We start from the raw sequence: 23,187 nt of genomic DNA on the forward strand, positions 1-23,187 counted from the left end.
GACCATGCTGGTACAGGTAGACAGTAATCATATTGAGGGCAGTGCCGATCTTCAGGAGTGGGTAGGCAGTACGGTGGTGGGTGAGCTGGAGCGCTACAGCTCGGTACTGACCCGTGTGGAAATCCACGTGGGCGACGTGAACGCGCAGAAGTCCGGTCCGCAAGACAAACGTTGCCAGATCGAAGTGCGCCCCAAGGGCCACAGCTCATTGTCCGTTACGCATCAGGCGGAAAGCCTGGAGCTGGCCGTCGCCGGCGCCGCTCGCAAAATCCACCACGCGCTGGAACATCTGATGGGACGCTTGTCGCCCAAAGTCGAATCCACCGGGCATCTGACGGCGCCCCCGGTCCAGGAAGAATCGCCGGCGCAAATCGACGCGCTGCTCGAAGACGATTTCCTGGCCAGGCAGGCTGATCTGGACAAACACTGAGGAGGCTCCCCATGGTCCACGTTCAAACCTTTACCCGCGACACTCTGGACACGCTTCTGGCCCTGGCGGATCGCACCAACCTGAGTGTCTACATGCCCGCCCAGCAGACGTTCCCCGAGCGCACGCAAAACCCGATTCGTTTGAAGAACCTCATCAAAGACCTCGAAGGCCTGCTGGCTGATCAGGCGCAGGCCGAGACGCTGCTTGCACCGTTTCATGACCTGGTGGCCGACACCGAATTCTGGAATAGCTGCCCGCCTTCGATCGCAATCTTTGGCGGCGCCGAGCATTTTCTGGTGGTGGGGTTGCACCGGCCGGTCCAAGAAACCGCCATCGTCAACCGCCACCCCTATCTCAGGCCGCTGCTGCGCCAGGCGCCAATGACCGAACGCTACCAGGCGCTGTGCCTGACACGGGACAGCGTGCGGGTTTACGAGGGCGCCGCGCAGACACTGCAGGAAATCGAATTGCCGGAGGCGGTGCCCACCTCTCAGGCCGATGCCTTGGGCGATCAACTGACCGCCCGCGACCAGCAAGGCCACCCCGACGGGTTCAGCGGCGCGGGCGAGCGCGGCGATCCGATGATGCATGAGTCGGGCGGCGGCGGTAAGCAGGACGAAGTGAACCTGGACCGCGAACGGTTCTTCCGTGCCGTCGACAAAGCGACCACCGAGCACTGTTCGCGCGTCTGCAAACTGCCGTTGGTGCTGGTGGCGCTGCCCGAGAACCAGGCCGTGTTCCGGGCGCTCAGTCACAACCCCTTCCTGCTGGCCGACGGTGTGCGTAAAGACCCCGCCACGCTCTCGCCAGCCGAGTTGGCGCAGGCCTGCACCGCCGTGATGAGCAAGCGCTACGAGGATTCCCTGAACACCGCGTTTGATCGATTTGGCGTGGCCGTAGGGCAGCGGCTTTATGCCTCGCGGCTGGTGGACATCGAGCATGCGACGCTGGAAGGCCGGGTGGCGTTGTTGCTGGTGGAGGCTGACGGCAGCGAGCCAGGCGCCCAGGTCGCCGAGGAAGACGCTGCGCTGGACGAGCTGATCCTGGCCGTTATCCGCCAGGGCGGCGAAGTGGTGGTGGTGCCTGCCGAGCGCTCTATGCCCACCGACACCCGCGCGGCGGCTGTATTGCGTTACTGAGGCGCACGGGCTTTTTACTCAGCAGGAGCGCGAGCATGGAAAAAAGCGAAAAAGCGATGGAGATTCGGGCCTGGCACCTATTGCTTGAGGACGACAGCTACCGCCTGGATCAGCCTGACGACTTTTATCGGACCCTCATCAACCGCGCCGACGAGCTGGTGCTGCGCGAAATCATCAGCCTGGAGGAATGGCAGCGGCTCAAGGACGCTGCTGACGCGGTCTACGCGAAAACGCTGCAAAGCCTTGCAGCCCAGCAACGTGATCGACTCGACACCGTGGCCATCGACCTGTGCATCGATGCGGCGCAGTCGACATCCCCCCCGAAATAAACCGACCGTCGTGTCTTGGAGGCAACATGAACAAACCGACCCTCAAAGGGGCACTGACCGCCCTGGCCCTGTCGCTGGGCATCTCGCACGCGTACGCCGCCGAAACCAAGCGCGTCGATGTGATGCTGGTGGGGGGCGGGATCATGAGTTCGACCCTGGCGGTGTGGCTCAGTGAATTGGAGCCGGGTTGGTCGATGGAGATGGTCGAACGCCTGGACAAGGTCGCCGAGGAAAGCTCCAACGGCTGGAACAATGCCGGCACCGGCCACTCGGCGCTCGCCGAGCTGAACTACACCCCGGAAAAAGACGGCAAGATCGATATCACCAAGGCCGTCGAGATTAACGAAGCGTTCCAGATCACCCGGCAGTTCCTGGCCTGGCAAGTGAAAACCGGCGTGCTGCACAACCCGCGCTCGTTCATCAACTCCACGCCGCACATGAGTTTTGTGTGGGGCGACGACGACATCCGCTTTCTGAAAAAACGCTACGAGGCGTTGCAGGCCAGCCCGCTGTTCCGGCCGATGCAGTATTCCGAAGACCCGGCGCAGATCAAGCAATGGGTGCCGCTGATGATGGAAGGCCGCGATCCGGCGCAAAAAATCGCCGCGACCTGGTCGCCCATCGGCACTGACGTCAACTTCGGCGAGATCACCCGACAGTTCGTCAGCCACCTGCAAACCCGCCAGAACTTCGCCCTCAAGCTGTCGACGGAAGTGCGCGACATCACGCGCAACGACGATGGCTCCTGGCACGTCGAATACAAAAACCTCAAGGACGGCACGACCGGCGCCACCGATGCGAAATTCCTGTTCATCGGCGCGGGCGGCGCGGCGTTGCCGTTGCTGCAAAAGTCCGGCATAGAGGAAGCCAAGGACTACGCCGGCTTCCCGGTGGGCGGTTCTTTCCTGGTGACCGACAATGCCGCAGTGGCCGAGCGGCACATGGCCAAGGCCTACGGCATTGCCTCCACGGGTGCGCCGCCGATGTCGGTGCCGCACCTGGACACCCGTGTACTCGATGGCAAACGCATGATTCTGTTCGGCCCGTTCGCGACGTTTTCCACCAAGTTCCTCAAGGAAGGCTCTTACTTCGATCTGGCCGCCAGCATGACCTTGCACAACGTCTGGCCGATGATGCGCGTCGGTGTGCGCGAGTTCGACCTGGTGCAGTACCTGGCCGGCCAATTGATGCAATCGGACGATGATCGTTTCGATGCGCTGAAAGCGTATTTCCCCAACGCCAAAAAGGAAGACTGGCGTTTGTGGCAAGCCGGGCAGCGCGTGCAGATCATCAAGAAGGATGAAGACCAGGGCGGCGTGCTCAAGCTGGGCACCGAAGTGGTGGCGTCCAAGGACGGCAGCATCGCCGGCTTGCTCGGGGCTTCCCCGGGAGCGTCGACCGCGGCGCCGATCATGCTCGACCTGATGCAGAAGGTGTTCAAGGACAAACTGGCGAGCGCGCCCTGGCAGGACAAACTGCGCCAAATCGTACCCAGCTACGGCACGCACCTGAATGAAAACCCCGACAAAGTCATGGAGGAATGGCGCTACACCAGCGAGTTGCTGCAACTGACGCCACCGCCGGACATCGACCGCCAACCCGGCGCCAACCCCCCCATCGACCCGATCAAGCAGCCACACGTGGATACCGACCCGGATCTGCAGCCATGACCCAGGGCCTGCGCGTGCATCATCTCAATTGTGGCTGCATGTGCCCGTTGGGCGGCGCCCTGTTCGATGGCTACAGCCGCGGCCTCACCGCCTCGGTGGTGTGTCATTGCCTGCTGATCGAAACCGCCAGCAATGGCCTGATCCTGGTGGACACCGGTTTCGGCCAGCAGGACGTCGAACATCCCGAGCGCCTGAGCCGGTTTTTCCGGACATTCAATAACATCCAGCTCGAGCACCGTTTCACCGCCCTCGAACAACTGCGCCTGATGGGCTTCCACCCCAATGACGTCCGCCACATCCTGCTCACGCACCTGGATTTCGACCACGCCGGTGGCCTGCAAGACTTCCCGAATGCCCGTGTGCACGTGATGCACCAGGAACTCAACCACGCCACCCTGGCGAATGGCTGGATCGAACGACGGCGCTTCCTGCCCGCGCAATGGCGCGACGTCGCGGGCTGGCAACTGTACGCCCCGCACGGCGACACCTGGTTCGGCTTCGACTCGGTACGCGCCCTGGTCGGCGCCCAGGAAGAAGACATCCTGCTGGTGCCCCTGCGCGGCCACACCGCCGGCCACGCAGGCATCGCCATCCGCACCGCCGAAGGCTGGAAACTGCATGCTGGCGATGCTTACTTTCACCATGACGAAGTGCATCTACCCAAACGCCGCTGCCCACCTGGGATGCGCTTCTACCAGACCATGATGGACACGGATCGCCAGGCGCGGCTGCATAACCAGCAGAGGTTGCGGCAATTGGCGGCTGATGGTGGCGCGGCGGTGGATATATTTTGCAGCCATGATGCGCGTGAGCTGGAACGAGCGCGGGAGGCTGGCGGTGGGAAATGAGGTGAGGGCAAATTCCAGGCAAAGAAAAGCCCGCGATGGGGAAAAGCGGGCTTGAAAGGGATGTTCACAAGGAGCTGGGGTAAACATAGATGCTCGAGTGTGAAAGGGATGTGAAAGCTTGAGCTAAGTATGAAGTTGCGATTGCCAGAGCGAGTTGCTGGCCAGTCGTCAGTGGCGCCGGCCTGTGCGCGGTTCGCTTGCTGCTGAGATTACGTCGGGAGCGGTTGCGCGTCGGCGGTGGGTGCCAGCGTGACCAGCACACGCTCGATGAGTAATCCGCCCAGCACGACGAGTTGCTGGCTACCCAAGAGTTTTTGACGGTTTATGCCGTCGAGTTCGAAGGCCAGGTCGGTGATGATTGCGTCCAATGAGGAAAGGGTTTCGCTGGCTTGGATCAGCAGGGTTTCGGGGTCGACGTTTTCATTGACCGTGAAGAGAGTTGCGGGGGGATTGGGCGTGATTTTTTTCATGATGAAGCTCCTACACTGTTAAAGGAGCCGCCGCCCCCTGCTGTCAAACAGGATTGGGTGGCAGCTGTACGCGGGTTGACAGACCGGAAGTGTAGGAACCCGGCGCACCCGAAGATGCCCCACGCACAGCCGCCATGAACGAGGCGGACACGCAAAGCATGCCGCTAAATCAAGGAGTGTGAAAGGTTACACTTTTCGGCCTGTCAAAGCCGGTCGCTGATGAGTAGCGACGGGGGGAAGGTAGCGTTGTGGAGGTGGGAGCGCTAGTTCATGGAGGGCGCGATAGGTTGAAGGAAAATTCCGAGGGCCCGTCGGTTGGCTCTGAGCGGTGGGGGCGAAGGAAGCTGCGACAGATGGGAGCGATGCGTGCCGGGGTAATCTGAATTGGCATCCTATGGCATTGATTATTTGAGATAAATTTATTTTTAGTGCTGATTGGAATTCCAACTGGAATACCCCACGAGATATTCACGCTCTGGTCTGGCGCTTGTAATCGATTTTACGCCTTTGCTTCTCATCTTTGATTAGGGGTGATCTTCCTGCCGCTCTCGGGATACAGGTTGCGCTTGAAAAGAGGCTGAAGGTGGTGAACGGCAGAACCAGGCCGATTCTGTTGAAAAAGTCGGTTCTCTCGGATTGCCCCGGAAGCTGAGCGGTGAAGGAGCCTGTTTTTCGCGCGGCTACGTGAAATCGGTTTCCGAATGCCTGTGCGTTATTTAAGATTTCAATCTCATGCGCTTACTTTTCTGCCCTGAGAACCGCGTCCGACTTTTTCAACAGAATCGGCCAAAAGCGGTCATTGCCAATGGACTTGCGCAGTGCGAATCGAGTAGTGTTCGAGTCGAATTTTCTGGCGACCTGATCAAGCAGCCTAGGCTTGTTATCCATGTCGCATTACTCCCGGCGGCCGTCGTAATCCTTTCGACAGTGATGTCGCACAATAGTATTTAGATAACGATATGTCCGAAACACGATGGCAGACGCAAGGAACAGCAGGATGGTTGTAGAGACGCAGAACGCAAGCCTGAGCAGGGCGAAGGCGAACAAGGAGGATGAGTTTTACACTCAGCGAGAAGACGTCGAGCGCGAACTAAAGCATTACCGGAGCCACTTCAAGGGCAAGGTCGTCTATCTCAACTGCGATGATCCAAGGGTCAGTGCCTTCTTCCATTTCTTCTCCTTCAACTTCGAGAAGTTTGGCCTCAAGAAGTTAATAGCAACCTGCTACAGAAATCAGAAGCGTGACCTCTTCAGTGAGCATGAAAGTGATCGTGCGATCGTCCTAGAGTACGAAGGTGATAAGGACGGTGACCGCATTCCGGGAGACGATGAGATACATGTCAACTTCTTAGATGGTGATGGAGATTTTCGCAGCGCGGAATCCATCGAACTATTGAAGCAAGCGGACATCGTGGTCACCAATCCCCCGTTCTCCCTCTTCCGAGAGTACATCGCGCAACTTATCGAGTACGACAAGAAGTTCATCATTCTTGGAAACCAGAATGCAATTACCCTGAAGGAAATCTTCCCGCTGCTCAAGGAAGAGAAATTATGGTTAGGTGCTAATAGCGGGGATATGAGTTTCAAGGTTCCGGACCATTACACGGAGCGCGCAACGCGGTTCTGGGTAGACGAAACGGGGCAAAAGTGGCGCAGCTTCGGAAATATGTGCTGGTTCACGAACTTGGACTACCGAAAGCGCCACGAAGATATGATTCTCTTCAAGACCTTCAACTCTGGCGAATATCCCGCCTATGACAACTTTGACGCCATAGAGGTCGGTACAGTCGCTAACATTCCCAAGGACTACGAAGGCGTCATGGGCGTTACTCCCGGTTTTTTTGCGAAACACAATCCTGACCAGTTTGAGATTGTAGGCATTACTAAAACGTGGTTCGGTTTGGCGACCAAAACGTATCCACAGCAAGAACAGCTGAGCGCGAATGGCAAGATCAGTCGCGTAGGTAAACTGAACGATGGCGCAGTGATCAAGGTGGCGACCCCTCCCCTTGGTAAGACCTACTACAAGGTGGGCGATGAGTTCTTTACTCAGACCTATCCTCGTATCCTCATCCGCAACAAGAAGATTGAAGTCTGATGGAAATCGAACTCAAGAAGATCCTCGTTCGCGACTTGTATGAAGGCTACTTCGACGACGCGGAGGGCGGCGTTCGCGGTTATAGCGGTAAACTTGATATCCGCCCGCCATACCAGCGCGAGTTCGTATATGACGCCAAGGAGCGCAACAAGGTCATAGACACACTGACCCAAAATTTTCCTCTCAACGTCATGTACTGGTCCGTTCGCGACGACGACACCTTTGAAGTAATCGACGGGCAGCAACGCACGATCTCGATTTGCCAGTACGTGGATGGCGAGTTTACATGGAACGACCTCTACTTCCATAACCTCACAAATGACCAGCAGGAGCAAATCCTCAACTATGAGTTGATGGTTTACTTTTGCGAGGGGACAGATAGTGAAAGGCTGGCCTGGTTTGAGACCATCAATATCGCTGGCAAGGTATTAACTAAACAGGAACTCCGCAACGCGACGTACGCGGGTCCGTGGTTGTCGGACGCCAAGAAACATTTCAGCAAGACCGCTTGTCCCGCTTACCAAATCGGAAGCGAGCTCATGAGTGGATCGCCCATCCGCCAGGACTATCTTGAAAATGTTCTAGACTGGATCAGCGCCGGCAACATTGCGGCGTATATGGGGAAACACCAACACAAATCCAAGGCAAACGAGTTGTGGGTGTACTTCCAAAACGTCGTTGCATGGGTAAGGGCAACCTTCCCGGTGGCGCGTAATAAAGAAATGAAGGGACAACCGTGGGGCGAGCTCTACAATGTTTACAAGGACGTGTCTCTCGACCCTGTCGAGCTCGAGGATCGCATCTCAGTCCTCCTGCAAGACCCGGACGTGACGAACTATCGCGGCGTCTATCACTACGTGTTGAACGGCAAGGAGAAGCATCTCAACATCCGCCAGTTCGATGAGAGGATGCGCCGTTCAGCGTTTGAGCGGCAGAAGGGTGTGTGTCCTGACTGCGCCAAAACCTTCACCATCGAAGAGATGGAGGCAGACCACATCAAGCCATGGCACGAGGGTGGAAAGACAGAAGCGGTCAACTGTCAGATGCTGTGCCTTGAGGACAACCGAAGAAAGGGAGGGAGATAACATCGTCTAACAGTGGTTTGCAGCGGGCGGATCGCTTCGCGTTCCGCCGCTGAACCAGGATGTCGGTCTTTTGTGATCGGCAACATTGGGTCGGATAGCGACGGTGAAACATCGACCGTTACTATGGATGGTCAGACCCGCTTGTTCCGCCATTTCCAAGGCATCATCGACCTCGATTCCCAGCTATCTAGTTGGAAATAAGAAGTCCTCGCTGCGGAGGTGCGCCTGATGCATCCTCGCCTCCAAAACCGTTCGAGTTTGCTCAGTGATTTTGAATTGCACAGGGTGCTGAGTTTTCTGCTGCATCACGATTGCCCGTGACGAGACATGCTCGCCATAGGCTATGTCTCGAACTCGCAGCTTGGTTAGTCACAAGCACGCAGCTTGCTGTCGATAGCCAAGTTGAAGAGCGCCAAATCACGTGTTTTTTCCGCGAGCTGGAGTCTGGCCCGAATGGCCCAGATATCTCTGACTCGCAGCGGGGCTTTCTGCCGACAAGCTTTCCCTTGTTCCAAGGCTATTGGCTGTGTTTAGCAATAATGTTCATGGCTCGTCCTCCATGTTGAGAGAGGACAAGGGTGAATCAGTCAGAAAGAGTGGTGGTCGCTACTCGACCCAAAACGGACGTTCGCTGGCGCCACGAAAAACGGAATCTGGTTGGTGAGATGATGTATAGCGATGAGACCTAGCCTCACAAGCTGCGGGGTATGCATAGCCAATAGCCATCAGTTAGAATCCAGTCAGGGCTGAATTTTCTGCGCTTCTTCTCTCTGAAGCGGTGATCCTTCTGGACTACTAATTTAGGTATCCCCTAAGCCTCAAACAGTTCATAACAATGCCAAGGATTTGCATGAACAACATTACACTGCAAAGCATGCTTAAAGAATTCTCAACTAAAAACTCTCTAACTGATAGCGATAGCCTCCGCTTTGAACAATTCGTGGTTTATTCATTGTTAGCCAACGATTACAACGACACATTTGAGCCTGACGCCCTAAGCACAGGTAATTGCATTGGGGTTGACTCGGTAGCGATTGCAATTAACGACGTTTTGGTTTATAGCGTTAACTCAGCTGTCCCGCTTACTACAGGGATATTCGATACAAGCTTTACATTCATCCAAGCTAAAACCTCATCTAGCGTGGATTTGGGTGATTATCTTAAGTTTCTGCAAGCAGTTAAAATATTTTTCACTGGTAAATTGGAAGATCAGCCAGCAGAGCTTAAAGAAGCATATGCAATCAAACAATTCATCTACGATAAGGCCGGAAAATTTCGTTGTGACCCGACATTAACAATGAAATATGTTTACACCGGCGACGGAAAATTTCCTGACAGAGATTTTCTACCTCAAGTACAAGCTACGGTAAGCGAGATCGAAAACTTGAAGTATATGTTCTCATCTGTCGAGAGCAAGTTGATTGGGGCTGTCGAGCTACAAAATCTTTACAAAGAAACATTAAACAGAATCACTAAGCCTTTGATGTTTCAGCGCCATGTTGCATTGCCTAAGTTGTCCTTGGCCACGGCAGCATATCTGGGTGTCTCTAAGTGCAAAGACTACGTAGAGTTTATTAAAAATCAAAGTGGGAGTATTAACAAGGGTGTATTTTACGACAACGTTCGCGACTATCTCGGCAGCGCAAATCAAGTAAATGCGGATATTGCCGAAACAATAAAAAGCGACGCCCAGAGAAATTTGTTTTCTGTTCTTAATAATGGCGTAACAGTTGTCGCAAAAAAGGTAGTACCTTCTGGAGATGTTTTTAAGATATCGGGCTTCCAAATCGTTAACGGATGTCAGACGAGCCACGTTCTTTTTGAAAATAGGGAGCATATAACGGATGACATGTACGTCACGATCAAGCTTATTGAAACTGACGACATTGAATTATCTAGCAGTGTCATTAAGGCCACCAACAGCCAGTCGGTGGTGATGAAGGAAGCATTCGCAACCATCAAGCCGTACCACAAGCGACTTGAAGACTTCTTCGCAGCGATGAATACACAAGGGCACCGAATTTTTTATGCGCGGCGACCTCATCAATATGATGAAGATGATACGATACTACTGAGCGAAACAGTATCAGCACCTCTATTAATAAAATCATTCATATCCATAGCACTCGAGGAACCTCATAAAGTCCACTTTTATTATGGTCAACTGCTTAGAGACTACAATAACGAAGCAAGCAGCCTTCTTTTTAATGAAAGTCATCACCCGGCTCTATACTTCGTATCCCATTTGATTTTCTCAAAATCCAAGGAGCACTGCGCAAGACGCCGAATGTCCAAATGGAGTTACCACGTTGCGCTTCTAGTTAAGAAAATACTCCATATCGATTTAAGTCCAGAAAAAAAGACAACTGACGACCATGTCAAGGATATGATCGCTAAAATTAATAGCGGCTTTGAACGAGCGATACAAACAGCGGAAGCGATCATTAATTCATTTGGTTTCGGTTCAAATGATCATATGGACCCACGTCACACCAGCGCCATTCTCGAAAAACACAAGATCGTCGTTGCAGACTCTTATCGTCAAAAAGCCAAAGCAGTGCAAGAAGGAAAAAATGCTAGTTCGAGCGATACTTTGAAGCCGCTGCAACCGCAAACTCAAGCTCAATTCCTAAAAGGAAACTATAGAGTTCGTCGTTATAAAGCATCAAACGGCACTGCTACGTTCAGCTATAATTCCAAAGAGCATAGTTGTCAATACGATAATCCGAAATTCGACTCCATCGAAGAAGTTAGCTGCAATATAAGGTTCGAAAGCGGAATAATTCACGACGTCGTATTCTAATTTGTTGCTTCGATATAACGGCATACCTCTGGCGTGCCGCTGTAAAAAAGATATGCGCTCAAGTCCAGAAGTACAAGGGCTTGAGCGCCCTTTAGTATTCCGACAATAGCATATGTATAGGTTTGGATTGACCTAGCAGGTCGCTTAGTTTGTTCCATTATTATGCCACATAGAGCGCACCATCCTCCGATGGCAGGCGAAGCCTATGCTTCCACGGCTAGACTAAAGATAGATATGAACCCTTCAAAGCGCCCCTTTGAGCGGTTGAGTAGCGGTCACTATGGGTAGAAGGGGAAGCTCAGGAACGGCCGCTTTTAGCCGATTCTGTTGAAAAAGTCGGACGCGGTTTTCAGGGCAGAAAAGTAAGCGCATGAGATTAAAATCTCTTTTTTGGGCGCTCCCCCCGACGCTGTTCATTTCCAGGATATCGACGATGACCTCTTTATCGTCAACCCAGTCAATGTACGCGGCGGCAATATTGATCGTGTTGTCGTCCATCTTCGCCTTGCGAAAAGGGACTCCCATCACGCGGGCGCAATAATCAATAGAGTTGGGCTTGCCTATAAAGTCCAAGTCATCGCTAGTGACGAATCCGACATCCTCGCCTGTCATTTCGTCGATGAGGTATTGCCGGGCCCAAAGCGTAAGCGATTGCCCCCCAACGATTACAAGGCCGTAATCGGTGACAGCTGATTGAATTGAGGGACGGTAGACGCGCTGAATTAGATCGAGCAGGAAAGCGAAGAGCTCTGAACGTTCAAGCAGGGCGAACGGAGCGTCTTCGTTTACCGCTTCGGGCATCAGTTGCTTAGCGCAGAGAATCGTTGTGGGCGAGCAATTGAAGCAGAGTTGCCACGAAGGGCGGCTTTGGCACGGGCAGCAGCCATTTCAAGCATCTGAGGGTCAGCTGCATAGACAGCATCAACCTGGCGGTCACGTGAGCTGCTTTTAAGGCTCATCATTTCCGCAAAGCTAAGGTCTTTTAAATGCTGGTGGCCGCTGATCATGGCAAAAGTGCCCATAAGAGTGAAAATATACTTGGATCTGAGGTTAGCACACTCAGTCGGCGCAAATACAGGCAAAGAGCTGTGCTTGCAAGGTATTAACCGACGAAATGCACGGTCATGGTGCCGTCCAGGTACACAGGGCCTGCTTCACCGGCCTGTGTACCTGGACGGCTCTTAACGGCAAAAGTGGCACGATCTTCATCGAGATAATCATCTGTCAAGTGAAATGTCAATGTGGACCATTCATCTACACAAACCGATGGCGCCGAAGCCCTTGATTCCATTAGATCCCAGACACAAAAAAAGACGTCCAAGGACGTCTTTTTTCGTTGAAATGGTGGAGCCGGGGGGATTTGAACCCCCGTCCGCCAGTACTCCGCTGTCGGTACTACATGCGTAGCCGTTTCTATTAAGTTAACCCGCAGCGACCCGAAGGGCAGGGTGCTTTGGGCGAGTTGTGTAAGTTTTAGCCGCTTCGTCCACAACGTACTGCACGGCGATTCTGTTCTATATGACAATCACTTTGGGTTTACAGACATCCCCTGGTGATTGCTGGACCCGAAGGTACCAGAAGCTCAGGGCTAAGGCTGCTTACGCAGCGAGAGCGAATTCCTGGCCGTAGTTTTCGTCATTGGCAACTATAAGTAGTTGCAACAGTGGATTTACGAGTTCTGTTACCAACTCGGCATGCACCTAAAGTTTCGCGACCGGCGTCGAATCCTAAACGGCCCCGTGCTTGTAACTCGTTGTTTCTTAGTGAGTGACAAGCTCGTGCAGTGTACTCCAAACCGTCACGGAAGGCCAACCCGAAGGTTGGTCCTGCGTGACAGGGCAACCTATTCACCGCCTTTGTCGTTGTTCTGCAGGTCTTGCAGGGCCTTGGAGGTGATTTCGATGCACTTCTTCTCATCACCGGCGGCGTGGGCGGCCTTGGCTTGGGAGACGGCGGTGTCTATCTCGCCGCTTTTGCCACTGGTGTCGGTGGCGAGCAGTGCCTTGCCGTTGTTGATTTTGTTCAGGTTGATTTCGCAGAGGTCTTTATCGCCCGCGGCAAACACAGGGGACGCCAGCATCGCAGCGGTAATGAACAAGCCAGCAAGAGCGGAACGCTTCATAAGGTATCTCCTTGCGCAAAAGGGCTCGACGCTGCTGGCGTTCAACGGCTGCCAGCGACATCACTGATGGGCCTCGTCTGTCGAGGCCTATGCAGATGACTGCGCCAGCGCTTAAGGGTTCTATTTTTTTGCTGGATCAATGAGCGCGGGCCTGGGTGACGCGGTCCACCAGGTAGACCAGGCCGTGGTAATCAATGCCGCCATGCTGGCTCAGGCCGATCTCGCAGGTGCGGCTGGTGGAAATGCCTTCACTGCAATATTGCACGGCGTCCTTGAGGCTGCGCAGTGCGTGGGCGTTGAGTTGCGGTGTGGTGAAGCCTTTGTCGCCGGCGAATCCGCAGCAGTGGATGCCTTCCGGAATCACCACGGTTTTGGCGCAGCGCCGGGCCAGGTCGATCAGGGCCTGGCTTTCGCCCAGATGTTGGGTGCTGCAGGTGACGTGCACGGCGATGGGCGCTTCCTGGGGCGTGAAGTCGAGGCGATCCATCAGATGCGTGCGGATAAAGCGTACGGGGTCGTAGAGGTCCAGGCGCGTTTCGCCCAGGTCCTGCACCAGGCGCAGGGTGCAGGGGCTGGTGTCGCAGTAGATCGGGTCGAGCCCGCCGCGGCTGGCGTGGAGCAGGGCGCCGAGCAGTTCCTGGCGCTTGTGTTCGGCTTGTTCGGCGTAGCCTTTGGAGGCGAAGGGCTGGCCGCAACACAGGCTGTTCTGGTTCTCGGGGAGCACCACTTGGTAACCGGCTTTTTCCAGCAGGCCGCGGGTTTTGTCATACAGTGACATCTGCTCTTTATCCCCCGCCGCCGGGCCCATGGCGCGGGAGACGCAGGCGGCCAGGTAGACCACCCGGGGTCGTTCGTCCGTCACGGCCGGGCTGAAGCGGATGGCTTTTTCCGGCTGGGGCATGGCGTTGGTCCACTGCGGGATCTGCCCCTTGGACAACCGGGTGACAGTGGCCGATAGCTTGGCCAGACGCGGCGCGCCCAGCAGCATGCGTGCACCATTGGCCACGTGCAGCGTAAAGCGCGCACCTTGCAGCGCAGTGGAGAAATGGCTGGCGAGCCATTCGGCCGTTTTCGTACGGTCGGCTTCACGGCTGCGCAGTTTTTTCACCAGGTCGCCGGTATTGATTCCCACAGGGCAGCGTTGAGCGCACAGGCCGGTGGCGGCGCAGGTGTCGATGCCCTGGTAGTGATACGCGGCTTCCAGTTCGGTGGTGTCGACGCCGGCGCGCTTTTTCGCCTGGATGTCGCGCCAGATCACGATGCGTTGGCGCGGGCTCAAGGTCAGGCCTTTCGAGGGGCACACCGGTTCGCAGAAGCCACATTCGATGCACTTATCCACCAGCTCGTCGGCGGCGGGTAGCGGCTTGAGGTGTTTCAGGTGGATTTGCGGGTCTTCGCTGAGCACCACGTCCGGGTTGAGGATGCCGTTGGGGTCGAGCAGACGCTTGAGCTGCCACATCAATTGGTAGGCGTCGCTGCCCCATTCCAGCTCGACGAATGGCGCCATATTGCGGCCGGTGCCGTGTTCGGCTTTCAACGAGCCACCAAACTCTACCGCCACCAGTTGCGCTACGTCGTCCATGAACGCTTGGTAGCGTGTGACTTCTTCTGCGCTGTTGAAGCCCTGGGTGAAGACAAAGTGCAGATTGCCTTCCAGCGCGTGTCCGAAAAGGATCGCTTCGTCGTAGTGATGTTTGTCGAACAGTTCGATCAAGCGATTGACCCCGATTGCCAGTTGTTCGACCGGGAAGGTCACATCCTCGATGATCACCGTGGTGCCGGTTTTGCGTACGGCGCCGACGGCGGGGAAGGTGTCTTTGCGGATTGCCCACAGGCGGGCGTTTTCCAGCGGGTCTTCGGTGAAGTCGACCTGTTTTTCCACGGGGAAACCGGCCAGGGAACCCATGATCAGCGCCAATTGCTCATGCAACAGCGCTGGCGACGCGGCGCGGGATTCGATCAACAGTGCGCAGGCATTTTCCGATAGGTGCTGTACGAAAGCGGGCATGCCCGGCTTGTCCTGTACCGAGCGCATGCTGCGTCGGTCCAGCAGCTCAACGGCGGAGACTGGTTGGGTTTTGAGAACGGTGACCGCGTTGCAGCAGGTCTCGACATCCGGGAATACGATCAGCGCCGACGCTTTGTTCGGGTGATCGACCACCGTGTCGTAGGTGACTGCACTGATGAAGCCGAGCGTCCCCTCGGAGCCCACCAGCAGATGGCTGAGGATATCCAGCGGCTCATCGAAATCCACCAGGGCATTGAGTGACAGCCCGGTGGTATTTTTCAGACGGTATTTGTGGCGGATTTTCGCTGCCAATTCAGCATTTGCCCGCGTCTCGCGGCCCAGCGACGCCAGGCGCTCAAGCAACGGCCCGTGTTGTTCACGAAACGCCGCGACGCTGTTTGCATCTTCAGTGTCCAGGCGGCTGCCGTCAGCCAGTACCAGGCGTATGCCCGCCAGGGTGTGGTAGGTGTTCTGCGCCGTACCGCAGCACATGCCGCTGGCATTGTTGGCGACGATGCCGCCGATTTTGCAGGCGTTGATCGACGCCGGGTCTGGCCCGATCTTGCGCCCGAACGGCGCCAGCCATGCATTGGCCTGGGCGCCGATGACACCGGGCTGCAAGCGAATCTGCGTGCCTTGCCCACGAATTTCGCGGCCGTTCCAGTTGTCACCCAGTACGAGCAGCACCGAGTCGCTGATGGCCTGCCCGGACAGGCTGGTGCCGGCTGCGCGAAAGGTCACGGGTACGCGGTCGCGTTGGGCCAGCTGTAACAGCGCCACGACTTCATCTTCCGACTCCACGCGGATCACCAGCTGTGGGATCAGTCGGTAAAAGCTGGCGTCGGTGCCGAAAGCGAGCGTGGAAAGTGGGTCGTCGAAACGCCGATCATTCGGAATCAGGTGTGCGACGTCGCTCAGGAAAGCAGCAGGCAGGCTCATCGGTCCTCCAGAAATAGCTGACGCCGGAAGCGTTATCCGGCGTCGATTCTTACGCTGTTATGTGCTGGCCTTAGTGCACCAGCATACCGGTGAACCAGTACGCCTGGGCCAGGGTGATCAACCCGACGATCGTGGCAAAGAACAGGCTGTGTTTGAGCGTGAAGCGGAACAGGTCGGATTCCTTGCCCACCAGGCCGGTGGCGGCACAGGCCACGGCGATCGACTGGGGCGAGATCATCTTGCCGGTGACGCCGCCGCTGGTATTCGCGGCCACCAGCAAGGTGTCATTTACGCCGATCTGATGCGCGGTGGTGGCTTGCAGCGAGCTGAACAGGGCGTTGGACGAGGTGTCGGAGCCTGTCAGGAAAACCCCCAGCCAACCGAGGAAAGGCGAGAAGAACGGGAAGGCAGCACCTGTGCCGGCCAACACCAATGCCATGGTTGAAGACATGCCGGAGTAGTTGGTGACAAAGGCGAACGCCAGGACCATGCCGATGGACAGGATCGGCCAGCGTAGCTCGTAGAAGGTCTCTCTTAAAGTGGTAAGACCAGTTTTAATGTCTATCTTCAGCACCAGCATCGAGATCAGGGCGGAGAAGAAAATCGCCGTGCCGGTCGCTGAAATCGGGTCCAGCTTGAACACGGCCGGGATCGCGGTGGGGTTGGTCACGATCGGTGCGACCTTGACCACCAGTTGATCCAGATGGGGGATCGCGAAGTTGAACACCCAGCTGTACATCGAGCCGCCGGCGGCGAACATCGCCTTGAACGGTTTGAGCGTCCAGAGGGTGACCAGCACGGTAAGAATCAGGAACGGCGACCACGCCTTGAAAATCTGCCCCAGGCTGTAGGGTGAGACCGCCGTGTTGCGCGGCAGGCCGAAACCGCCGGCACTGGCGGCGACCGCTGCGCTGGAGGTGGCGCCGGCTATCTGTGCGCCGGCGGTGCGCTTGGGCTGCCAGATTTTCAGGAACAGTGTGAGGGAGATCAGGCTGGCGAGCGCCGAGGTGATATCCGGCAGTTCCGGGCCGATGAAGTTGGAGGTGAAGTACTGGGTAATGGCAAAGCTCAGGCCCGCGACCAATGCCGCCGGCCAGGTTTCGCGAACGCCACGCAGGCCGTCCATCATGAACACCAGCCAGAACGGCACGAACAGCGACAACAACGGCAGCTGGCGGCCAGTCATGGCGCCAATCTTGAAGGCGTCGATACCGGTCACCTGGCCGGCCACGATAATCGGGATGCCCAGCGCGCCGAAGGCCACGGGGGCGGTGTTGGCGATGAGGCACAGGCCGGCGGCATACAGCGGGTTGAACCCCAGGCCGACCAGCAGCGCGGCGGTGATCGCCACGGGAGCACCGAAACCGGCCGCGCCTTCGAGGAAGGCGCCGAAGCAGAAACCGATCAGCAGTACTTGCAGGCGCTGGTCATCGGTAATCGACAGCACGGAGCTGCGGATAATCTCGAACTGGCCGCTTTTGACCGTGAGTTTGTAGAGGAAAACCGCAGCGACAATGATCCACGCGATAGGCCACAGACCATAGGCAAAGCCGTAACCGGCGGCGGCGAGTGCCATGTCTACCGGCATCTGGAAGGCAAAGATCGCCACCAGGATCGACAGCGCCAACGTGATGCTGCCGGCCACATGGCCTTTGAGGCGAAACACGGCCAGGGCCAGGAAGAAGAATACGATCGGAATGACGGCCGCCAGTGCGGACAGGCCGAGGCTGCCGAGCGGGCTGTAGAGCTGTTGCCAGGTTTGCATGGGGGATGGCCCTGATTGTTGTTGTTTGGTTAGCTTGGTTAATTGGTAATACCAATTTACAATCGCTGTGGGCTAGAGTAAAAGCCTTGGCAGGGATGTGTCAATTTGCCGCTTACGAAACTTTGGTCGTAGGCGTTCGAGCGGAGCGCTCTGACCGGCTGAAATGAAGGCGTTCTGATAGGTGCTGCCAGCGCTGCGATAGGCCAGAATGGAGCCGCCGGCGAGTGGTCGGGATGGTGGAGAGTGAGTGATGGGGTTTGATCAGGTGCGTCAGCGCCGTTTGTCTGACGATATCGTCGAGCAGCTCGAGGGCATGATCCTTGAGGGCACGTTGAAGTCGGGCGAGCGCTTGCCGGCCGAGCGCGCGTTGGCCGAGCGCGCGTTGGCCGAGCAGTTTGGTGTGTCGCGTCCGTCTTTACGCGAGGCGATCCAGAAACTGGCGGCCAAAGGCTTGCTCGTCAGTCGTCAGGGCGGTGGCAACTATGTGGCTGATTCACTCGGCTCGACGTTCAGTGACCCGCTGCTGCATCTGTTGGAAAACAACCCCGAGGCTCAGCGTGATCTGCTGGAATTTCGGCAAACGCTCGAAGCTTCTTGCGCCTATTACGCAGCGCAGCGCGCCACCGAAGTGGATCGCGAGCGGCTTACGGCGGCGTTCGAAGCGCTGCAGGATTGCTACACCCGCTCTGATGAAGTGAGTCGACTGGAGGAGGGCGCGGCGGATGCGAGGTTTCACTTGGCGATCGCCGAGGCCAGCCACAACGCCGTATTGCTGCACACCATTCGCGGTCTTTTCGACCTGCTCAAGCGTAACGTGGTGACCAACATCGGTGGCATGTATCAGCAGCGTACGGAAACCCGCGACATGCTGATCAGTCAGCATCGGGATTTGTACCTGGCGATTATCGAAGGGCGGGCCGAGCAGGCACGCGAGGTTTCAACACGGCACCTGCTGTATGTGCAGGAAGTGTTGGAGGAGGTGCGTCAAGAGGTACAGCGCGTGGCGCGTGCGGAGCGGCGCAAGGGGATGTAGCCGAGGGAGGCTCCCTAGGCTACATCACGGCAAGGGTCAGTCTTCCTTGCCCTTGTTGCGCACGGCGCGGTGCAGCTCACGATTGGAGTCACGCTCGCGTTCGGTATCACGCTTGTCGTACTCCTTCTTGCCCTTGCCCAGGGCAATTTCGCACTTGACCAGATGCTTGCTCCAGTACCAGGACAGGCAGATGCAGGCATAGCCCTTCTGCTGTACGGCGGAAGCGAGCTTTTCCAGTTCGCGCGCGTTGAGCAGCAGCTTGCGCGTGCGCACCGGGTCGGCAATCACGTGGGTGCTCGCTGTGGTCAGCGGGGTGATATGACTGCCGAGCAGCCACGCCTCGCCGTCCTTGAGCAGCACATAACTGTCGACCAGCTGCAGCTTGCTGGCACGCAGACTCTTTACTTCCCAGCCGGCCAGGACCAGACCAGCCTCGAACCGATGTTCGATGAAGTAATCGTGTCGCGCCTTTTTATTTTGCGCGATGGTCCCTGTGGGGTGTTTCTTTTGTTTAGCCATAGGGGCGGCATTATAGGGAGTTGCGCGCGAGTAGGCTACGGTCAACCTGCGTGCTTGAGCGTGTTGTCCGAATCCCGGACAATGCGGGCAGTTCTCTGGTTTTTTTCTCTCGCGGATCGGGCTGTTCTTTCGCGATGTTTTGCCTCAGCAGTGGAAATAACGCACACATGACGACGCATATTCAACGTTCGGCGCTGCTGCCCTATCCGGCACAGGCGCTCTATGACCTGGTCAACGACGTGGCGCGTTATCCGGAATTCCTGCCTTGGTGCTCAACCGCCGAAGTGCTGGAAAGCAGTGATGAGCACATGGTTGCCAGTGTCGGGGTCGCGAAAGGCGGTCTTAGCCAGCACTTTGTTACGCGCAATGTGCTGGTACCTGGGAAGTCCATCGAAATGAACCTGCAGGAAGGGCCATTTACCCAACTGCACGGGGTCTGGGTATTCAAGGCGCTGACGGATAAGGCCTGCAAAATCAGCCTGGATCTTTCTTTTGATTACGCCGGGCCGATTATTCGAGCGACGTTGGGGCCGTTGTTCAATCAGGCGGCCAATACGCTGGTCGATGCGTTCTGCGAACGGGCCAAGCAACTGCATGGTTGAGGTTGAGGTGGCGTATGCCGCCGAAGATCGCCAGGTGTTATTGACGGTGGCGGTACCGGTGGGCATCAGTCTGCGGGCAGCGGTGCAGGCGTCGGGTATTGCGCAGCAGTTTCCCGACCTGAACCTGGCTGATTGCCCTTTGGGCATATTCGGCAAGGTGGTCGCGGACGCTGAAGTGCGTGCTGTGCAAGCGGGTGATCGCATCGAGATTTACCGGCCGTTGCTGGCCGACCCGAAAGAAGTGCGCCGACTGCGCGCAGCCAAGGCGGCGCTTGCCAGGCAGCAGAATTCATAAGCCCGCCAAGTGGCAGGCAGCAAAAAGCCCGGCATGCCGGGCTTTTTGTTGAGCACCGCACCGTTACTGCGGGCTGGTGTCCAGAGGTTGCGGCGTCGGAACGGGCACAGTTTCGACGCCGTCGACGTCCTTCTGGATCTTGTCGAGCAAGGAGCCAGGCTTGGCCGGAACTTCGGACTTCGGCTGCTCGCCTTCCTTCGCAGGCGCGGTGACATTGGTCCCGTTGTCCTTGCCGAGCAGGGCTTCATCACGGCTTACGCCGGGCATGAAGTCACCGGACAGGCTGACGAGCTGGTCATTGCCATTGAAAATGACACTGACACGCTCCTGCTGGCGCTCACCGCCACCAGGCTGGAGGCTGTAGAGATAATCCCAGCGATCGGCATGGAAAGTGTCGGTCAGCAGGGGGTTACCCATGATAAACCGTACTTGCCGTCGGGTCATTCCGGGGCGTAACTGGTCTATCATGTCCTGCGTGACGACATTGCCCTGCTGGATGTCGATTTTGTAAACCCCGGGGAATGAACAACCGGCGAGTGCGAGCAGTCCCACAAAGGTGAAACTGGTTAGCAAGAGCTTGGTGTTTTGCATCGGTGGGCGACTTCCACTATCTTGGCTGGGACAACGTAAACGCCGATCATACCCGTATTAAGAGAAGCTGCGAAGCAGCATCCGCGAGAAAGCTAACCATGGTTGAAAATAGCGAACTACGCAAAGCCGGTCTCAAAGTGACTCTGCCACGAGTCAAGATTCTACAAATGCTCGATTCTGCTGAGCAGCGCCACATGAGTGCCGAGGATGTCTACAAGGCGCTGATGGAGTCTAACGAGGACGTTGGTCTGGCCACGGTTTACCGTGTGCTGACCCAGTTTGAAGCCGCTGGGCTGGTGGTTCGTCATAATTTCGACGGCGGTCATGCAGTGTTCGAATTGGCTGACGGTGGTCATCACGACCACATGGTTGACCTGGATACCAATGAGGTTATCGAGTTCACCAGCCCTGAGATCGAAGCGCTGCAGCATAAGATTGCTGAAGAGCACGGCTTCGATTTGGTTGACCATAACCTGGTCCTGTACATCCGTAAGAAAAAGTAACAAGCGCTGCAGATTTACGCTGCAAAACGATCGAAGGCGACCTCAGGGTCGCCTTCGTGCTTTCTATAGGGGAAAATTTACCCGATCAGGCCTTCGCCGCCACGACCATCTTCTTCGCATGCGCCAGCGATTCCTTGGTCAAATCAATACCACCGAGCATGCGCGCCACTTCCTCCACGCGTTCCGACTTGTTCAGCTTGGACACGGCCGTGTGCGTCGCATCACTGCCTCGTACCTTATGCACAAACAGGTGCTGATGCCCTTGGGCCGCGACTTGCGGCAAGTGGGTCACCGTAAGCACCTGGCCTCTATCCCCCAGGCGTCGCAGCAGTTGGCCTACAATTTCTGCAGTCGGGCCGCCAATGCCTACGTCGACTTCGTCGAATACCAGCGTCGGAACCCGAGAGGTTTGGGCGGTGATCACCTGGATGGCCAGGCTGATCCGCGAAAGTTCGCCACCGGATGCCACTTTGGCCAGCGCCTTGAGCGGCTGACCGGGGTTGGCGCTGACCAGCAGTTCGACCTGTTCCAGGCCATGAGGCTGGAGTTCGTTGCTGGCGTTGGCGCGCAATTCAATGGTGAAACGCCCGCCCGGCATGCCCAGGCGCTGGATTTCCAGTTCTACTGCGCTGGCCAGGCCCGTCGCCGCTTGTTGGCGAAGGTCGCTCAGTTCGCGCGCTTTCTCCTGATAGTGGCGGGCGAAAGAAGCGAGCTCCTCACCCAGGCGTTCGATGGATTCATCGTTGGCGTTCAGCGTTTCGATTTCATCCATCAGCTTTTGCTGCATTGCCGCCACTTCGGTGGGCTGGATGCGATGTTTGCGCGCCAGGGTATAGATGGTGTCCAGGCGTTCCTCTATTTCCTGCAAGCGTGCCGGGTCGGCATCGAAGTGATCCAAGAAGCGATTGAGTTCGCCGACGGCTTCCTCGACCTGGATCTGCGCACTGGTGAGCAAGGTAGTGGCTTCGCTCAGCGAGCCGGAGGCGTTGTTCACGCTGGACAGACGGTTGAGGCTCGCGGTCAGTGCGTTGAGCACGTTGCCGGAATCACTCTCGCTGCATTGCTCCACCACCTGGCGGCAAATACCCAGCAGAGTTTCGGCGTTGGTGAGGTTCTTGTGTTCCTGTTCGAGTTGTTCAAGCTCGGTCTCGCCCAGGCCCAGGCTTTCCAGCTCTTCGAGCTGATAGCTGAGCAATTGGTGGCGAGCGCGTTGTTCATCGCCGGAATTGGAGAGTCGCTCCAGCTCCTGGCGGGTCTGGCGCCAGCGCTGAGCGGCAAGCTGTACCTGGCGCGCAAGGTCGGTGGCGCCCGCATATTCATCGAGCAGGCGGCGGTGGGTGTCGGTTTTCAGCAGCGACTGATGTTCATGCTGGCTGTGGATGTCGATCAGCAGCTCGCCCAGCGCCTTCAGGTCGCCAAGCGGGCAAGGTGTGCCATTGATATACCCGCGTGAGCGGCCTTCCGCCGTGATGACCCGGCGCAGGATGCACGGGCCTTCATTATTAAGGTCGCGCTCGGCCAGCCAGGTTTCGGCCTCGGGGATATCCGCCAGGTCGAAGGTGGCCAGAATATCGGCCTTGTCCGCACCGGGGCGCACCACGCCGCTGTCGGCACGATCACCCAAGGTAAGGCCCAGGGCGTCGAGCATGATCGACTTGCCGGCGCCGGTTTCGCCTGTGATTACGCTCATCCCGCGATCCAGTTCAAGATCCAGGTGTTCAACGATGGCGTAGTTATGTACGGACAAGTGCACGAGCATGACGGCCGCTCCCAGGCTTTATGTCTGGTTATTTATACAGTGTTTTGTCCGGGGCTGACAATCCTGTCGCTTAGCTTGATTTGCTTGGTTTGAGCGTTTTTTAAGTGCAATCCGGAATGACCGAGCAAGAATTGATGAAGGTCAATTGAAAGACTTTTGGTAACGCCTGCGCCCTTGAA

At 56.7% G+C, this 23,187-nt stretch carries 21 protein-coding genes, 1 other RNA gene and 1 pseudogene; 12 read left to right on the forward strand and 11 right to left on the reverse strand.

All coding sequences use genetic code 11. The annotated features are described in order from the left end of the window. Positions 1 to 4: 4 nt before the first annotated feature. Genes H0Z09_RS13665 through H0Z09_RS13685 form a run of 5 tightly spaced genes read left to right on the forward strand, consistent with a single transcriptional unit; the run spans position 5 to position 4,416 of the window. Entirely contained in the window at positions 5 to 430 is a 426-nt protein-coding gene (locus H0Z09_RS13665; RefSeq protein ID WP_186691071.1) for an HPF/RaiA family ribosome-associated protein, read from the forward strand. Between the two features lie 11 nt (positions 431 to 441). After that, the gene (locus H0Z09_RS13670) at positions 442 to 1,569 is read left to right on the forward strand and encodes a hypothetical protein (RefSeq protein WP_186691072.1); all 1,128 of its coding nucleotides are present in this window, start codon (positions 442 to 444) and stop codon (positions 1,567 to 1,569) included. Positions 1,570 to 1,604: 35 nt separating this feature from the next. Beyond that, the gene (locus H0Z09_RS13675) at positions 1,605 to 1,898 is read left to right on the forward strand and encodes a hypothetical protein (RefSeq protein WP_003235859.1); all 294 of its coding nucleotides are present in this window, start codon (positions 1,605 to 1,607) and stop codon (positions 1,896 to 1,898) included. A gap of 26 nt (positions 1,899 to 1,924) precedes the next feature. Further along, positions 1,925 to 3,568 (forward strand): malate dehydrogenase (quinone), encoded by a 1,644-nt coding sequence (gene mqo, locus H0Z09_RS13680; RefSeq protein WP_186691073.1) that lies wholly within the window; start codon positions 1,925 to 1,927, stop codon positions 3,566 to 3,568. An 8-nt stretch (positions 3,569 to 3,576) separates the two neighbouring features. Further along, a complete protein-coding gene (locus H0Z09_RS13685; RefSeq protein WP_186691097.1) occupies positions 3,577 to 4,416 on the forward strand; it encodes an MBL fold metallo-hydrolase in 840 nt (279 codons plus the stop codon). A gap of 209 nt (positions 4,417 to 4,625) precedes the next feature. Here the strand turns inward: H0Z09_RS13685 and H0Z09_RS13690 are convergent, their stop codons facing one another. Beyond that, positions 4,626 to 4,886, reverse strand: coding sequence for a DUF6124 family protein (locus H0Z09_RS13690; RefSeq protein ID WP_186691074.1), 261 nt, complete (start codon positions 4,884 to 4,886; stop codon positions 4,626 to 4,628). Positions 4,887 to 5,883: 997 nt separating this feature from the next. Between H0Z09_RS13690 and H0Z09_RS13695 the strand changes: the two genes are divergently transcribed. Then, entirely contained in the window at positions 5,884 to 6,984 is a 1,101-nt protein-coding gene (locus tag H0Z09_RS13695) for an adenine-specific methyltransferase EcoRI family protein (protein WP_186691075.1), read from the forward strand. Beyond that, positions 6,984 to 8,069 carry a DUF262 domain-containing protein gene (locus tag H0Z09_RS13700; RefSeq protein WP_186691076.1) on the forward strand — a complete coding sequence of 362 codons (1,086 nt, stop codon included), beginning with the start codon at positions 6,984 to 6,986 and terminating at the stop codon, positions 8,067 to 8,069. Before H0Z09_RS13695 ends, H0Z09_RS13700 begins: the two co-directional genes overlap by 1 nt. A 186-nt stretch (positions 8,070 to 8,255) precedes the next feature. On the opposite strand, the pseudogene H0Z09_RS27335 reads toward H0Z09_RS13700, so the two are convergent. Further along, positions 8,256 to 8,616: pseudogene (locus H0Z09_RS27335) on the reverse strand (integrase); the annotation flags it as partial. 303 nt (positions 8,617 to 8,919) lie between these two features. On the opposite strand from H0Z09_RS27335, the gene H0Z09_RS13705 reads away from it, so the two are divergent. After that, on the forward strand, positions 8,920 to 10,872 hold the full coding sequence (locus tag H0Z09_RS13705; RefSeq protein WP_186691077.1) for an AIPR family protein: 1,953 nt from the start codon (positions 8,920 to 8,922) through the stop codon (positions 10,870 to 10,872). Positions 10,873 to 11,115: 243 nt separating this feature from the next. Here the strand turns inward: H0Z09_RS13705 and H0Z09_RS13710 are convergent, their stop codons facing one another. The 6 genes from H0Z09_RS13710 to H0Z09_RS13735 all read right to left on the reverse strand — a co-directional run bounded on the left by H0Z09_RS13710 (position 11,116) and on the right by H0Z09_RS13735 (position 17,706). Beyond that, positions 11,116 to 11,673, reverse strand: a complete 558-nt coding sequence (locus tag H0Z09_RS13710) for a hypothetical protein (RefSeq protein ID WP_238340240.1) — start codon at positions 11,671 to 11,673, stop codon at positions 11,116 to 11,118. Further along, on the reverse strand, positions 11,673 to 11,894 hold the full coding sequence (locus H0Z09_RS13715) for a hypothetical protein (protein ID WP_186691078.1): 222 nt from the start codon (positions 11,892 to 11,894) through the stop codon (positions 11,673 to 11,675). Before H0Z09_RS13715 ends, H0Z09_RS13710 begins: the two co-directional genes overlap by 1 nt. Positions 11,895 to 12,214: 320 nt before the next feature. Further along, positions 12,215 to 12,611, reverse strand: a transfer-messenger RNA (tmRNA) gene (ssrA, locus tag H0Z09_RS13720). A gap of 104 nt (positions 12,612 to 12,715) precedes the next feature. Beyond that, positions 12,716 to 12,994, reverse strand: coding sequence for a hypothetical protein (locus H0Z09_RS13725; RefSeq protein ID WP_076952819.1), 279 nt, complete (start codon positions 12,992 to 12,994; stop codon positions 12,716 to 12,718). 136 nt (positions 12,995 to 13,130) lie between these two features. Further along, on the reverse strand, positions 13,131 to 15,941 hold the full coding sequence (locus H0Z09_RS13730) for an FAD-binding and (Fe-S)-binding domain-containing protein (RefSeq protein WP_186691079.1): 2,811 nt from the start codon (positions 15,939 to 15,941) through the stop codon (positions 13,131 to 13,133). A gap of 70 nt (positions 15,942 to 16,011) precedes the next feature. Then, positions 16,012 to 17,706: a lactate permease LctP family transporter gene (locus H0Z09_RS13735; protein WP_186691080.1), complete on the reverse strand. Its 1,695-nt coding sequence runs from the start codon at positions 17,704 to 17,706 to the stop codon at positions 16,012 to 16,014. Between the two features lie 250 nt (positions 17,707 to 17,956). On the opposite strand from H0Z09_RS13735, the gene H0Z09_RS13740 reads away from it, so the two are divergent. After that, complete coding sequence (locus tag H0Z09_RS13740; protein WP_186691081.1) at positions 17,957 to 18,739, forward strand: FCD domain-containing protein; 783 nt, start codon at positions 17,957 to 17,959, stop codon at positions 18,737 to 18,739. Positions 18,740 to 18,775: 36 nt separating this feature from the next. On the opposite strand, the gene smpB is transcribed toward H0Z09_RS13740, so the two are convergent. Then, positions 18,776 to 19,258, reverse strand: a complete 483-nt coding sequence (smpB, locus tag H0Z09_RS13745; RefSeq protein ID WP_049711476.1) for an SsrA-binding protein SmpB — start codon at positions 19,256 to 19,258, stop codon at positions 18,776 to 18,778. Positions 19,259 to 19,425: 167 nt separating this feature from the next. Between smpB and H0Z09_RS13750 the strand changes: the two genes are divergently transcribed. Together H0Z09_RS13750 and H0Z09_RS13755 are read left to right on the forward strand one after the other, a co-directional pair. Then, positions 19,426 to 19,860: a type II toxin-antitoxin system RatA family toxin gene (locus H0Z09_RS13750; RefSeq protein ID WP_076952823.1), complete on the forward strand. Its 435-nt coding sequence runs from the start codon at positions 19,426 to 19,428 to the stop codon at positions 19,858 to 19,860. After that, positions 19,853 to 20,155 carry an RnfH family protein gene (locus H0Z09_RS13755; protein ID WP_186691082.1) on the forward strand — a complete coding sequence of 101 codons (303 nt, stop codon included), beginning with the start codon at positions 19,853 to 19,855 and terminating at the stop codon, positions 20,153 to 20,155. Before H0Z09_RS13750 ends, H0Z09_RS13755 begins: the two co-directional genes overlap by 8 nt. A gap of 63 nt (positions 20,156 to 20,218) precedes the next feature. Here the strand turns inward: H0Z09_RS13755 and H0Z09_RS13760 are convergent, their stop codons facing one another. Further along, entirely contained in the window at positions 20,219 to 20,746 is a 528-nt protein-coding gene (locus H0Z09_RS13760) for an outer membrane protein assembly factor BamE (protein ID WP_076952825.1), read from the reverse strand. A gap of 98 nt (positions 20,747 to 20,844) precedes the next feature. Here H0Z09_RS13760 and fur point away from each other — a divergent pair, with 98 nt between their 5' ends. Continuing rightward, positions 20,845 to 21,249 (forward strand): ferric iron uptake transcriptional regulator, encoded by a 405-nt coding sequence (fur, locus tag H0Z09_RS13765; RefSeq protein ID WP_003194220.1) that lies wholly within the window; start codon positions 20,845 to 20,847, stop codon positions 21,247 to 21,249. Positions 21,250 to 21,334: 85 nt separating this feature from the next. On the opposite strand, the gene recN is transcribed toward fur, so the two are convergent. Beyond that, positions 21,335 to 23,008, reverse strand: a complete 1,674-nt coding sequence (gene recN, locus H0Z09_RS13770; RefSeq protein ID WP_186691083.1) for a DNA repair protein RecN — start codon at positions 23,006 to 23,008, stop codon at positions 21,335 to 21,337. Between the last annotated feature and the right edge of the window lie 179 nt (positions 23,009 to 23,187).

Source organism: Pseudomonas sp. SWRI18, assembly GCF_014268345.1.
Taxonomy (GTDB): Bacteria; Pseudomonadota; Gammaproteobacteria; order Pseudomonadales; family Pseudomonadaceae; genus Aquipseudomonas; species Aquipseudomonas cedrina.

Bases quoted from the DNA above. Each gene is read 5' to 3' on its own strand.
- recN (WP_186691083.1), bottom strand. From the start codon at position 23,008: ATGCTCGTGCACTTGTCCGTACATAACTACGCCATCGTTGAACACCTG.
- H0Z09_RS13710 (WP_238340240.1), bottom strand. From the start codon at position 11,673: ATGCCCGAAGCGGTAAACGAAGACGCTCCGTTCGCCCTGCTTGAACGT.
- H0Z09_RS13695 (WP_186691075.1), top strand. From the start codon at position 5,884: ATGGTTGTAGAGACGCAGAACGCAAGCCTGAGCAGGGCGAAGGCGAAC.
- H0Z09_RS13725 (WP_076952819.1), bottom strand. From the start codon at position 12,994: ATGAAGCGTTCCGCTCTTGCTGGCTTGTTCATTACCGCTGCGATGCTG.
- smpB (WP_049711476.1), bottom strand. From the start codon at position 19,258: ATGGCTAAACAAAAGAAACACCCCACAGGGACCATCGCGCAAAATAAA.
- mqo (WP_186691073.1), top strand. From the start codon at position 1,925: ATGAACAAACCGACCCTCAAAGGGGCACTGACCGCCCTGGCCCTGTCG.
- H0Z09_RS13735 (WP_186691080.1), bottom strand. From the start codon at position 17,706: ATGCAAACCTGGCAACAGCTCTACAGCCCGCTCGGCAGCCTCGGCCTG.
- H0Z09_RS13665 (WP_186691071.1), top strand. From the start codon at position 5: ATGCTGGTACAGGTAGACAGTAATCATATTGAGGGCAGTGCCGATCTT.
- H0Z09_RS13715 (WP_186691078.1), bottom strand. From the start codon at position 11,894: ATGGGCACTTTTGCCATGATCAGCGGCCACCAGCATTTAAAAGACCTT.
- H0Z09_RS13700 (WP_186691076.1), top strand. From the start codon at position 6,984: ATGGAAATCGAACTCAAGAAGATCCTCGTTCGCGACTTGTATGAAGGC.
- H0Z09_RS13755 (WP_186691082.1), top strand. From the start codon at position 19,853: ATGGTTGAGGTTGAGGTGGCGTATGCCGCCGAAGATCGCCAGGTGTTA.
- H0Z09_RS13705 (WP_186691077.1), top strand. From the start codon at position 8,920: ATGAACAACATTACACTGCAAAGCATGCTTAAAGAATTCTCAACTAAA.
- H0Z09_RS13750 (WP_076952823.1), top strand. From the start codon at position 19,426: ATGACGACGCATATTCAACGTTCGGCGCTGCTGCCCTATCCGGCACAG.
- H0Z09_RS13690 (WP_186691074.1), bottom strand. From the start codon at position 4,886: ATGAAAAAAATCACGCCCAATCCCCCCGCAACTCTCTTCACGGTCAAT.
- H0Z09_RS13740 (WP_186691081.1), top strand. From the start codon at position 17,957: ATGGGGTTTGATCAGGTGCGTCAGCGCCGTTTGTCTGACGATATCGTC.
- H0Z09_RS13730 (WP_186691079.1), bottom strand. From the start codon at position 15,941: ATGAGCCTGCCTGCTGCTTTCCTGAGCGACGTCGCACACCTGATTCCG.
- H0Z09_RS13760 (WP_076952825.1), bottom strand. From the start codon at position 20,746: ATGCAAAACACCAAGCTCTTGCTAACCAGTTTCACCTTTGTGGGACTG.
- H0Z09_RS13670 (WP_186691072.1), top strand. From the start codon at position 442: ATGGTCCACGTTCAAACCTTTACCCGCGACACTCTGGACACGCTTCTG.
- H0Z09_RS13675 (WP_003235859.1), top strand. From the start codon at position 1,605: ATGGAAAAAAGCGAAAAAGCGATGGAGATTCGGGCCTGGCACCTATTG.
- fur (WP_003194220.1), top strand. From the start codon at position 20,845: ATGGTTGAAAATAGCGAACTACGCAAAGCCGGTCTCAAAGTGACTCTG.